The organism is Tepidimicrobium xylanilyticum, assembly GCF_900106765.1.
Classification (GTDB): domain Bacteria; phylum Bacillota; class Clostridia; order Tissierellales; family Tepidimicrobiaceae; genus Tepidimicrobium; species Tepidimicrobium xylanilyticum.
Map to the genome: position 1 here is coordinate 1 of NZ_FNNG01000024.1, position 12316 is coordinate 12316.

The 12316-nt window shown below is 33.4% G+C and carries 17 protein-coding genes and 1 pseudogene; 17 read left to right on the plus strand and 1 reads right to left on the minus strand.

What is annotated here, in order from left to right; all coding sequences use genetic code 11:
* The 3 genes from BLV68_RS14560 to BLV68_RS15560 all read left to right on the plus strand — a co-directional run.
* Nucleotides 1–437, plus strand: a 437-nt coding sequence (locus BLV68_RS14560) for an HK97 gp10 family phage protein (protein ID WP_093755090.1), incomplete at its 5' end; no start/stop codon positions are given.
* A complete protein-coding gene (locus BLV68_RS14565) occupies nt 434–871 on the plus strand; it encodes a phage tail terminator family protein (protein WP_093755092.1) in 438 nt (145 codons plus the stop codon). The genes BLV68_RS14560 and BLV68_RS14565, both read left to right, overlap by 4 nt.
* Nucleotides 861–1025 carry a hypothetical protein gene (locus tag BLV68_RS15560; RefSeq protein WP_159428722.1) on the plus strand — a complete coding sequence of 55 codons (165 nt, stop codon included), beginning with the start codon at nt 861–863 and terminating at the stop codon, nt 1023–1025. Before BLV68_RS14565 ends, BLV68_RS15560 begins: the two co-directional genes overlap by 11 nt.
* A gap of 23 nt (nt 1026–1048) precedes the next feature.
* Here BLV68_RS15560 and BLV68_RS14570 read toward each other — a convergent pair whose 3' ends face one another.
* Nucleotides 1049–1369 carry a hypothetical protein gene (locus BLV68_RS14570; RefSeq protein WP_200773813.1) on the minus strand — a complete coding sequence of 107 codons (321 nt, stop codon included), beginning with the start codon at nt 1367–1369 and terminating at the stop codon, nt 1049–1051.
* A 68-nt stretch (nt 1370–1437) separates the two neighbouring features.
* Between BLV68_RS14570 and BLV68_RS14575 the strand changes: the two genes are divergently transcribed.
* The 14 genes and pseudogenes from BLV68_RS14575 to BLV68_RS16390 form a co-directional block, all read left to right on the plus strand.
* Complete coding sequence (locus BLV68_RS14575) at nt 1438–1617, plus strand: hypothetical protein (protein WP_093755096.1); 180 nt, start codon at nt 1438–1440, stop codon at nt 1615–1617.
* 1 nt (nt 1618) lies between these two features.
* A complete protein-coding gene (locus BLV68_RS14580; RefSeq protein ID WP_093755098.1) occupies nt 1619–2917 on the plus strand; it encodes a phage tail sheath family protein in 1299 nt (432 codons plus the stop codon).
* Between the two features lie 15 nt (nt 2918–2932).
* Nucleotides 2933–3391 (plus strand): phage tail tube protein, encoded by a 459-nt coding sequence (locus BLV68_RS14585; protein ID WP_093755100.1) that lies wholly within the window; start codon nt 2933–2935, stop codon nt 3389–3391.
* Nucleotides 3392–3401: 10 nt separating this feature from the next.
* Nucleotides 3402–3821, plus strand: coding sequence for a phage tail assembly chaperone (locus BLV68_RS14590; RefSeq protein WP_093755102.1), 420 nt, complete (start codon nt 3402–3404; stop codon nt 3819–3821).
* A 250-nt stretch (nt 3822–4071) separates the two neighbouring features.
* Nucleotides 4072–4629: a hypothetical protein gene (locus BLV68_RS14600; RefSeq protein WP_093755106.1), complete on the plus strand. Its 558-nt coding sequence runs from the start codon at nt 4072–4074 to the stop codon at nt 4627–4629.
* A 55-nt stretch (nt 4630–4684) separates the two neighbouring features.
* A complete protein-coding gene (locus BLV68_RS14605) occupies nt 4685–6598 on the plus strand; it encodes a tape measure protein (RefSeq protein ID WP_093755108.1) in 1914 nt (637 codons plus the stop codon).
* 1 nt (nt 6599) lies between these two features.
* Nucleotides 6600–7262, plus strand: coding sequence for a LysM peptidoglycan-binding domain-containing protein (locus BLV68_RS14610; protein ID WP_093755110.1), 663 nt, complete (start codon nt 6600–6602; stop codon nt 7260–7262).
* A 6-nt stretch (nt 7263–7268) separates the two neighbouring features.
* The gene (locus tag BLV68_RS14615) at nt 7269–8222 is read left to right on the plus strand and encodes an XkdQ/YqbQ family protein (RefSeq protein WP_093755112.1); all 954 of its coding nucleotides are present in this window, start codon (nt 7269–7271) and stop codon (nt 8220–8222) included.
* 5 nt (nt 8223–8227) lie between these two features.
* On the plus strand, nt 8228–8584 hold the full coding sequence (locus BLV68_RS14620) for a DUF2577 domain-containing protein (RefSeq protein ID WP_234949944.1): 357 nt from the start codon (nt 8228–8230) through the stop codon (nt 8582–8584).
* Entirely contained in the window at nt 8581–8988 is a 408-nt protein-coding gene (locus BLV68_RS14625; protein ID WP_093755116.1) for a DUF2634 domain-containing protein, read from the plus strand. Before BLV68_RS14620 ends, BLV68_RS14625 begins: the two co-directional genes overlap by 4 nt.
* Nucleotides 8988–10055, plus strand: a complete 1068-nt coding sequence (locus BLV68_RS14630; RefSeq protein WP_093755118.1) for a baseplate J/gp47 family protein — start codon at nt 8988–8990, stop codon at nt 10053–10055. Before BLV68_RS14625 ends, BLV68_RS14630 begins: the two co-directional genes overlap by 1 nt.
* On the plus strand, nt 10052–10591 hold the full coding sequence (locus tag BLV68_RS14635) for a putative phage tail protein (RefSeq protein WP_093755120.1): 540 nt from the start codon (nt 10052–10054) through the stop codon (nt 10589–10591). Before BLV68_RS14630 ends, BLV68_RS14635 begins: the two co-directional genes overlap by 4 nt.
* Nucleotides 10591–11730, plus strand: coding sequence for a hypothetical protein (locus BLV68_RS14640; RefSeq protein WP_093755122.1), 1140 nt, complete (start codon nt 10591–10593; stop codon nt 11728–11730). The genes BLV68_RS14635 and BLV68_RS14640 overlap by 1 nt, the downstream gene beginning before the upstream one ends.
* Before the next feature lie 429 nt (nt 11731–12159).
* Nucleotides 12160–12316 (plus strand): annotated as a pseudogene (locus BLV68_RS16390) (site-specific integrase); the annotation flags it as partial.

The following is a 12316-nucleotide window of genomic DNA, read 5'->3' on the forward strand; positions in this document are numbered from 1 at the left end:
CAGAGGAAGAAGTCCAAAAATTCCATGAAGATACCATTAAAGAAATTGCAGCTAGAACACTGGCAAAAATCATAGCAAGAACACCAGTAGGGCAATATCCTCCTGATTCTGGCAAGGTAGGAGGAACATTAAGACGAGGTTGGACTGCCGGTAAAGATATGGATTCATACGAATATATCTATAACCATACAAAAGTAGTCAGAAAAGGCAGAGTGTATCAAATCATTATTGAAAACCCTGTAAAATATGCTAGTTATGTTGAATATGGCCATAGGCAAAATGTAGGACAGTATGTTCCAGCAATAGGGAAAAGGCTTAAAAAACCATTTGTTGAAGGTGAGTTTATGATGACTGTATCAGTTGATGAAATGCAAAAAGAATTACCAAGTCTATTAGAAAAGAAATTAAAAGATTTTCTAGAGGAGTATTTCAAATGAAAGATGAAGTCAGAAAAGCTATATCAAGAAAAATCAATAGCTTTAGAGATAAAGACACAAAGATATATAGCGAAACTATAGAGCAAGGTTTTCAAGAGCCTTGTTTTTTTGTTAAAGAAGTCAATACAAGCCATGAACGAGAATTAGGTAATAGATATAAAAGGGACCATCTATACGATATACATTATTTCCCTAACCCAAATAGTCCTACTAAAAATGCAGATATGAGAGCTATGGCAGAAGTTTTATATGAACAGATGGAGTATATAGAAGTGGCAGGAAGGGCACTTAGGGGCTATGACATGAATCACAGAATAGCAGATGGTGTATTGCATTTCTTTGTAAGGTACCCAATATTTGTAAGGAAGGAAATAGATCCGATACCAAAGATGGAGAATTTAGAGATTGAAGGAGGTTTAAAGGATGATAAGTAAGGAAGAAAAAAATGTGGAATTAACAACAAATATTAAGGTAAAGAATATTAAAGAGTTTGAAGAGCATATTGATAAAGCACAATCTTTACTTGAAGAATTAAAAATAGAATTAAATAATATTCATGATTTTAAATTTCACATTGAAAATAATTAAAATGGGTGCCTCTAGGCTAATCTTTATTTAAATAGTTCTTTCTCAATCCATAATTCAGTCGCTTTATCTAACATGTCTTGCCATGATGAGAATGTTGTAACGGATTTAATATGTGAATCAAAGATGTCGTCGGGTATTGCTAAAAAGTCTTCTTCAGAATTTACTATAAAGTTGCCAGCTTTTAGCAATTCATCAAAAGAAGAAAATTTTGTGTATTTTTCCATAAAGGATTTAGTAAATAATTCTTCAAAAGAGATTTTATGTTCACCATGGAGTCTTTTTGCATTTTTAGATAACTTTTTTAATTCTTTACTTAATTCATCAAAGCCTTCAATCTTAAACATAATAAACCTCCTATAAGAGGCACCCATTTAATTAAAATTATATCACATTGGAAAGGAGTGCTATAATAATGAAAGAAAAAGTAACAAAGAAAACTGAAAATAGATTTACTAAACAACAAGTCCTTGCAAGTAAGAAATTAAGTTACAGCAAGGACTTAATTAATGCTATTTTGGAGGATGGCAAGACTTATACCCTTAAAGAAGTTGAGACAAAAGTTAATGAGTATCTAAAAAGGAAGGTGAAATAATATGGCTTTAGGTGGCGGAACATTTACTACTATGAATAAGGTCCTACCAGGTGCATATATAAACTTTGTATCCATTGCTAGAGCATTAGGCACTATGGGAGAAAGAGGAATAGTTGCAATGCCTTTAGAAATGGATTGGGGACCAGAAGATGAAGTTATAACCATAGATGCAGGAGAATTCCAGAAAGAAGCTTTAAACATATTAGGGTATAGTTTTGCAGATGAAAAGATGAAGCCCTTGAGAGAAGTGTTTAAAGGTGCTAGCATGGTGAAATTATACAGAATCAATACAGGAGGAAAGAAAGCGACAGCGACGGTAGGAGAATTAACAATAACCTCCAAATACCCGGGAACAAGAGGAAACGACATTAAAGTTGTAGTACAAGCCAACATAGATGATGAATCAAGCTTTGATGTAATTACTTATCTAGGAAGTACACAGGTAGATATTCAAACAGTAGGCAATATTGGAGAACTAAAGCCTAACAACTTTGTAGAGTTTAGTGGAACTGGAGCATTAGAAGTTACAGCAGGAGTACCTTTAACTGGTGGAGAGAATGGAGCAGCTACAGGAGAATCCTACAGTACATTCCTAGATAAGATTGAAGCAGAAGATTTTACTACTTTACTATATGCAGGAGAAGATGAAGTAACTAAATCATTATTTGATAGTTTTACAAAAAGAATGAGAGATGATGAAGGTGTTAAGATAACGACTGTATTATTTGACTATGCAAAAGCAGATTTTGAGGGTGTAATAAGTGTTAAGAATAATAAAGAGTTAGTTTATTGGGTAGCTGGACAAACAGCAGGTGCAGCAGTCAATGAGTCTCTTACAAACAAGGTTTATGATGGAGAATATGAAGTAAAAACGAAATTTAAGAAAAGAGAATTTGAGCAATTTATCCAAAATGGAGAATTTGCTTTTTATCAAGATGGAAATGATGTAAGAGTGTTAAAGGATATTAATACATTTACTAGCTTTTCACCTGAAAAGAATCAAGACTTTAGTTCAAACAGAGTAATAAGGGTATTAGATCAGATAGCCAATGATACAGCTAGAATATTTAATGATTTCTATTTAGGTAAAGTTACTAATGATGATATAGGCAGACAATTGTTTAAGAATGAATTAGTAAATTATCATGAACAATTACTTAATATTAGAGCAATAGAAAACTTTAATGAAGAAGATATAATCGTACTACCAGGAGCACAGAAACAGGATGTTATAGTTAATGAAGTAGTACAACCTACTGATGCTATGGAAAAACTCTACATGAGCGTACAAGTCAGATAGAAAGGGGAGGAACGTATGGCTTTTATGAGAGTAGAAGATGTCATATCTGGTAAAATGGGCAAAGCATATGCGACAATAAATGGTGAAGTCCATGAAATGCTATACTTAAAAAATATTGAAGGTAGAGTTGAAAAAAAGAAAGTTGAAATCCCTGTATTAGGGAAAACAGGCACACAACATAAAGCTGGTGGTTGGAGTGGTACTGGTACAGCTACAGTCTACTATGCTACTAGTAAGTTTAGGGAATTAATGTTGGAATATATTAAGACTGGAAAAGACACTTATTTTGATATATTAGTAGAAAATGAGGATCCAACAAGCAATATAGGTAAGCAAACAGTTATATTGAAAGGTGTAAACCTTGATAGTGCAATTATGGCTAAGCTTGATATAGAATCAGAAACACTAGATGAAGAAATCAGTTTTACATTTAATGACGTAGATATGCCAAATAAATTCAACCCAATAAAATAGGAGGGATAAAATGAGTGGACTAAGTGCATTTTTAGCACAAAATGCTTTAAAAACAGAAATTGAAAAACATGTTATATCAGATAGATTTGTTGATGACAAAGGAAATCCAATACCATGGGAGATTAGGGCTTTGACAGAAGCAGAAAACAAAGCTCTTAGAAATGCTTGTACTAAAAAGATAAAAGATAAAGGAATAGTAACTACCAATACAGATTATGATGAATACCTTGCAAAATTAATAGTAGAAAGCGTAGTATTCCCTAATCTAAAAGATAAAGAGCTACAAGAATCCTATGGAGTTGTAGGAGCAGAAAACTTAGTAAGAACAATGTTAACTAGTGGAGAATATGCCAAATTATTAGAAGTTGTACAAGAGGTTAATGGTTTTGATGTAGGAATGGAAGAGCTGGTTGAAGAGGCAAAAAACTAATAGAAGAAGGGGATAGTGATGCAAATTATGCATACTATGCCCTTCATAAACTTAAAATAAGACCTGGAGTATTAATGGGTAAGTCACCATTAGAGCCTATAGATAGATATGAAAGAGCCTTTATATATGCTTGCATAGATAAAAGAATAGAAAAAGAGAAACTAGAAGCTGCAAAATTAAAGAAATAATTGCTAAAACCCCTAATATTTTGTTATGATTAGTGTAAAATAAATGTAAGGGGGTATGCTTAATGGAAATAATACTACTGTTAATAGCTATAACTGGGTTAATATTTTCAATAGTTTATAGGAGAAACTCAAAGAAAAACTTCAAACAAAAAATGCAAGAACAAGGTTTTGATATAGGTATCCGTGATATTGTATATAGATATGGATTACCTAATATGGTAGAACATTCTGTAGCGAACGTATATGCTAATGATGAAAGGTTAGTAATTGAGCATAAAGATCTAAAATATCAAATAGATTTTCCTCAATTAACAGCAATAGAATTTGTAAATAAAGTAGACCAATTAGAAAAAAACAAATCACCATTGGCTAGAGGAATAGCTGGTGGCTTAGTATTAGGGCCATTAGGTGCAATAGCAGGGGCGGCTTCTGGTGTAGGTGCTAAGAAAGAAAAAGGAGGATTTGTAGTAATAAATTACAAATCAGAAGGAGAAATCAAACCAATAATACTACAAGTTAGAAATGGAGTTACGAGCTTATCAGAAACTACGAAATTTGTAAAAGAAATTAGAAGTAAGATCATTAAGCTAAACACAGAAGATGGAGTAATAAAACTATAGGAGCACTTACTTTTTAGTAGGTGCTTTTATTTTTACCTTGAAAGAAGGTGAATAAATGGCAAGTATAAGAACTAGTTTAAATTTAATAGATAATATGAGCAGGACTCTAGATAGAGTTACTGGTAAGACTGATAGAATGAAAAGAAGCATTGATAGTGCTAAAAGAGTAATGAATAAAGAAACTAGAATAGTATATACATTAGATTCAGCTGGAAGAGCACAAGCAAGATTAGCAGGAGCAACGGATATAGCTACTAAAAAGTTTGAGCAACAAGATAATCAAGTAAAGAAAAATGTAAATAGTACAGATGCTTTAGAGAAAAAATTAAAAAAGTTAGGAAAAACCTTAGGAGCAGCATACAGTGTCAAAAAGATAATAGCACTAACTGACCAAATAACTGCTACAACAGCGAGGCTTGACCTTATGAATGATGGATTACAAACAACAGCAGAGTTGCAGGAAAAAATATTCCAATCAGCTCAAAGAGCAAGAGGATCTTATTTAACTACAGCTTCAGCAGTATCACAAATGGGTATATTAGCTGCAGATGCTTTTGCTAGTAATGATGAAGTAATAGCGTTCGTTGAACAATTAAACAAACATTTTACTATATCTGGAACAAGCACACAAGGAATTGAAGCAGCAATGCTTCAACTAACACAAGCAATGGGGCAAGGAGTATTAAGAGGAGAAGAATTAAATAGTGTATTCGAACAGGCACCAACAATAATTCAATCTATCGCCAAGTATTTAGGTGTACCTATAGGAAAAATTAGAGAATTAGCACAAGAAGGAAAAATAACCTCACAAATAGTAAAAAATGCAATGTTTGCAACAGCAGAAGAAACTAATGCTAAATTTGCACAGATGCCAATGACATTTGGCCAAGTAACAACAGTAATAGGGAACACATTATTACAGACATTTGAGCCAGTATTGCAGGGTTTAGGCCGAGGTGCCCAATGGATTTATGATAACTGGTCTACATTAGAGCCTATATTTTGGGGACTTACAGCAGCAATAGGTGCTTATACAGTAGCAATGGGCATTCATAAAGCTGTTACATGGTTGGTAGTAGAGGCAAATAGAGAATTAATAATAACTATGCTAAAAAATCCAGCATTATGGGTAGCTATAGCAATAGGAATTTTAGTCGGAAAGATGTACCAATGGATAAAGGCTGTAGGAGGAGTTAAGATAGCTTGGCAAATAGCAGTGGATAAAATATTAACTATTATGGATTGGTTAAAGATTGGATTTACTACAGGTGGTTACTGGATTTTAAATATGTTAGATAAAATGAAACTAGGATTTATGATAGCGAATGTAGCAATACAGAACTATATGGATGATATGAACGTAAAGGTATTAAATATCCTGCAAAACATGGTTAACGGAGCAATAGGGATAATAAATAAATTTATTGGTACATTAAATAAGATTCCAGGTGTATCTATAGATGCAATAAGTGAAGTAACCTTTGCAACTACTGCTAAGGCAGAAATTGAAGCAAGAAAAGCACAAAGAACAGCTGAACTAGCGAAATATCGTGCTGATATAGAAGCTAGTATAGCTGAAAGAGATGCAGCTTTAAGACAAATGAAAGCAGAAGCAAGAGCAGCGACTGCTCAAAGGCAAGCAGAAATAAGGGCAGCTCAAGAAGCAGCTAAAGAAAAAGGATTAGATTTAAACTTAGGGGATATGGCGAAAAACATAGCTAAAATTGCAGATGATACAGGGGATATTAAGGATTCAGTTGATATATCACAGGAAGATTTAAAATGGATGAGAGATCTTGCAGAGCAAGAAACAATAAATAGATTTACTACTGCAACATTAGCACCACAGATAAGTATTAACTTTACAGGAGATATAAGAGAAACTGCTGATATAGATGGAATAATAGGCAGATTAGAAGAAATACTGACTGAAGAAATTAATATAGCTGCAGAGGGGGTGCATAGTTAATATGTACTCTTTTTATTTTGATTATGAAGGAGAAGTTATTCAATTGCCTATACCTCCTTCTAGCCTAACATTAAAAATAAACAATAAAAATAAAGTAATTGAATTATTAAATATCGGCGATGTAAACATATTAAAGGACCCGGGACTGAGTGAATTTAATTTTAAGCTACTACTGCCCGGACAACCCTTACCTTTTGCAGTGTATGAAAGTGGTTTCAGACCTCCAGAATACTACTTAGGACAGTTTGAAAGATATAAAGTAGAAAAGAAACCAGTTAGATTTATAGTTAGTAGAGTAGCCCCTTGGGATGAACCTTTATTTGATACCAATATGTTAGTATCACTAGAGGAATACACTGTAGAAGAAAGGGCTGGAGAAGTCGGTGATATATATGTTGAAATAAGGCTAAAACAATATAAGCAGTACAAAACTCAAGTAATAAAAATAAAAGAAGTCGAAGGTAACAAGGCTACTGTAACAGTTAAAGAAGAAAGACCTGCTAAAGAGCCAGCCAAGACGTACACAGTTAAGCAAGGGGATACGCTTTGGGCTATTGCTAAAAAGGAACTAAATGATGGCAACAAATATACTGAAATAGCAAAATTAAACAATATATCAAGCCCTAATCTAATCTATCCAGGACAAGTCTTAAGGTTAAGGTGATAGGCTATGTATGAAATATCAATTATCAATAATGGAAAAAGATATTTACCTATTATAGAAGGTGATGTTGTTTGGGAAACTACTAGAATAGGTCAACCTGGCAAACTTACTTTCAATGTTGTAAATGATGATGTAATAAACTTTCAGGAAGGGAATCCTGTTTTATTTAGAGTAAATGAAAAAGATGTTTTCTTTGGATTTGTGTTTGTAAAAGAAAGAGATAAAGACCAGATTATTAAGGTTACAGCTTATGACCAATTGAGGTATTTGAAAAATAAAGATACTTATATCTATGAAAATATGAAAGCATCAGATTTGGTTAAGAAAATAATTAATGATTTCAACTTGCAAGCTGGAATTATAGAAGATACAGGTTATACAATAGCATATAGAATACAAGATAATAAAACTCTATTTGACATCATCTACGATGCTTTAGATTTAACCTTAATGAACAAAGGTAAAATGTATGTACTATTTGATGATTTTGGGAAATTAAACTTACGAGATGTTGAGACAATGAAAATCCCTGCCTTAGTAGTAGGTGATTATAATGCACAAAATTATAGTTATAAAACCGACATAGATACAGACACATATAACAAAGTAAAGCTACGTAGAAATAATGAAAAATTAGGAAAAGCGGAGGAATATGAATTACAACATGGTGTAAACATAAATAGATGGGGTGTATTGCAGTATTTTGAAAATGTTAATGAAGAAACTAATATAAAAGCCAAGGCGGAAGCTATACTAAAACTAAAAAATAAGAAAAAGAGAACATTGCAGTTAAAAGAAGTTTTAGGAGATATAAGAGTAAGAGCTGGGACAAGTGTAATGACTTTATTAGAAAATGTTGGAGATATAAGCGTAAAGCAGTATATGTTAGTTGAAAAAGCAAAGCATGTATTTGGTAATGATGAACATTGGATGACATTGGATTTAAGGGGTGATATATAGTGAGTATGATACAAATTATAAAACAAGCTGCTATAGAGGCCGTAGAAAATAGTTCGCCAATGAGTATAGCTTATGGTACTGTTACGAAAATAAACCCTTTAGAAATCAATGTAGAACAGCGTATGAATATAAAAGGGAATATGATACTCCTTACTTCTAATGTTATTGATAGTGAAGTAGAGGTTGAGATTAATGACATGACAGAAGAAGCTCTTACTAGCCCTTATAACCATAAACACGAGTACAAAGGCACAAAGAAACATATTCATAAGAAAGGATTAAAGGTAGGGGAGAAAGTCTTACTGATACGAGTACAAGGAGGACAAAAATACATTGTCCTAGATAGGTTGGTGAGTGCATGATACCTAAAATTGAAAACATACCGATTGGCGAGGAATTGGAAGTAGTAGAAGAACCTACTTATACTTGGAAAATAGATTTTGAAAACAAACGAATAGTAGGCTATACAGATGGATTAGAAGCAATGAAACAAGCTATATATCTAATATTAAATACTGAAAGATATAGGTATTTGATCTATGATTGGAATCATGGAGTAGAATTAGCTGACTTATTTGGTAAAGATAAGGCCTATGCTTATTCAGAGTTAAAAAGAAGAATCAGAGAAGCCTTGATAGCTGATGATAGAATCACTGATGTATCCGATTTTGAATTTGAATCTATAGACAGAAACACTATATTAGCAACATTCACAGTACACACAGTATTTGGAGATATAAAAGCCTCTAGGGAGGTGGAAATATAATGTATTCATTTGAGGAAATACTGCAAAGAATGTTGGATAGAGTACCCAATAAATACGATAAAAGGCAAGGAGGTATAATTTGGAACGCCTTAGCCCCTGCCGCTGCTGAATTGGCCCAAATGTATATCGAACTGGAGGATATCGAAAACAGAACCTATGCTGATACTGCTACAGGGGAGGACTTGACTAGGAGAGCAGCAGAAAGAGGAATTATTAGACGACTAGCTACTAAAGCAATTAGAAGGGGAATATTTAAAACTAATAACCAATTACCTTTGAATGTACCTATAGGGAGTAGGTATACTGGTGAAGATTTGAATTATGTAGTTATAGATAAAATTACAGATGGGGAATTTAGGCTTGAATGTGAAGAACCGGGAGCAATAGGGAATGTTTATTCAGGTTCTCTTATACCAGTTGAATATATAAATGGTTTAGAATCCGCTGAGTTGGTGGATATCCTTATTCCCGGAGAAGATGAAGAAGATGACGAGAACTTAAGAAAGAGATATTTCGATAGTTTAGAAAGTCAAGCATTTGGAGGGAATATTGCAGACTATAAGCAGAAAACAAATGAATTAAATGGTGTAGGTGGCGTAAAGGTGTATCCAGTTTGGAATGGCGGAGGAACTGTCAAGCTAGTTATAATAGACAGCGACTACAATAAACCCTCTCAAGAATTGGTTGATTATATTCAAAACGAAATAGACCCTGTAGGGCATCAAGGTGAAGGAGTTGGCATAGCTCCTATAGGTCATGTAGTAACTGTAGAAGGGGTATCGGAGTGTACCGTCAACATAGAAACAAACATAATATTTCAAGAAAGCTATACTTGGGAGGATGTGAAACCCAATTTCATAGCTACAATAGAAGGTTACTTTTACGAACTTAAAAAGACTTGGCAAGACGAAGAAAACCTAGTAGTTAGAATTAGCTATATTGAAACTAGAGCTTTGGGCTTGCCGGGTGTTTTAGACATACAAAATACTAAGATAAACGGACTAGCTGAAAATCTTGTACTAGAAGATGTGGAAATACCTGTACTTGGTGAGGTGACTATCGTATGAAGCAAATAGAAGAGTATTGGCCATTAGTTTTGCAAGAGATAGAAGAATTGCAAGAAATAGCAAATACAGAAAATATTGAAATAGATGAGCTGAAAGAATCTGTATCAAATTTAATTGATGATCAATTCATTGAAACAGCAACAGAAAGAGGGATAGCAAGACGAGAAAAAATATACAAAATAACACCTTTTGCTGATGATAGTTTAGAAACAAGAAGATTTAGAGTATTAGCAAGAGAGAATGATAAGCTACCATACACATACAAAGTGTTGATTAACAAACTAAATCAATTATGTGGTGAAAATGGTTATGTAATGACATTAAACGCAGGAGAATATACGTTAAACATAAAAATAGAGCTGGTTGTAAAAAGGATGTTTGATGAAGTAGATAAGCTAGTAAGAAAAATGGCTCCATCAAATTTAGTTATAACTGTAGAATTAAGATATAATCAACACTTGACTTTAAGTAAATTCACCCATGCACAATTAAGCCAATACACTCACAAACAGTTAAGAGAGGAAGTGATTAGTTAATGGCTGGATATACAAAGAATTTTAATTTAAAGAAACCATCTGATATTGAATTTTATAGCATAGAAGATTTTAATGAGAACTTTGAGAAAATAGACCAATTAGCAGTAAAAAAAGGCGAAGGGATAGGAGATTTGACAGGTGGTACTTTGGTAAATAGACCAGAACCAGGGATTGCAGGTAGATATTATTTTGCACAAGACACAGGAGAGATTTATTTAGATACAGGAGAAGAATGGGTATTAGCAGCTGCAAGTCAAAGAGAACTTGATGCACATAAGGCAGATAATTTTCACCATATACCTTATGTTATAGCTACTGGAACAAACTCATATGCGGTAAATATTCAAGGAATAACAGCATTAACTGAAGGTATGAGCGTGAAGGTTAAATTCACTAATGCTAATACAGGAGCTAGCACACTAAATATTAATGGGCTAGGTGCAAAGCCAATACGGAAATCAAACGGAAATGCTTTGTCAAGTGGCAATATTAAAGCAGGGCAAATATGTCATTTAGTTTACACAGGTTCGGTTTTTCAATTGTTGGGTGAAGGGGGTGAGTACGGAACAGCACAGCCTAATCATGTTTTAGAGGGAATAACATTTGGTACAGAGGATGGGTTAAAAGTCGGTACAATGCCAAATAGAGGTGCAATAAATCGTACAATAACTACTCAAGGTGGGCAGATAGTAATTCCAGAGGGTTATCATAATGGAAGTGGTATTGTTAAAGCACAATTTGCTAATTTAATTGCTGAAAATATTAAAAAAGGTGTTAATATTGGCGGAGTGACCGGGACATATGAACCAACTCCAACGCTTAAGACGGTACGAATTGGTGATATTTCGGTAGATAAGGATACTGCTGGAGGCTACACCTCAAAGACTTTTACTAAGGTATACGGTAAACCAATTGGCTACAGGGCAAGAAATGGCTGGTTTTCTGGGGGACGTTACCTCTACGATGATAGTTTATTCTATTTATCTTCTCCGAAGGATTCATTGTCAAAAACATTATCGAGTCCAGAGACTTCAAATACCGCAACAATTAGGATTACTGACGGCGAGGTACGATTAACGCAAAATAGTACATGGAGTTGTAGTCTAGTAGATTTATATATTTTTTTTATCTTAGATTAATGTATGATGTCAGAGGGATGCAAAAGTCAAAAGTGTTATATTACTCTTGGCTCTTTATTTTGTTATTTTTAATAAAGTCTAATGAATGTACCAGAAAAATCAAGACTATCCCTATAATCTATACTGCCATAACTCTCAATAGCTAAAAATACTTATTTAGCATATATATAATCGAAGTAAACGTCGAAATATTCATAACCTCTACAATAATATTTTACCATTATATCGCCACCAGCTGTGACTAGGATTATACAAAAATTAAATTTGCTATATGGTAGCTTAATCAACCAAAAAGATGTCAAATAAGCTATCGAAGAGGTTTTATGCGATTACAGTGTTGAAGATATAAGAATCTCACTATCAGTAAGTAATAACATAAATAGTATGATTTTATTATATTTGTCTGCAAGATAAGCGGAGGGGTTAAGCGATGGGACTTTAAAGAGTTATGGTAGAGTACTTAGGAAATTTGCTAATTCTATAAGAAAAAAAGTAGAGGATATTACAGCAATGGATATTAGAATATACCTTATAAATTATTCCAAAACTGGGGTAAAAAATTCTACTATTGCAACTGAAACTAATA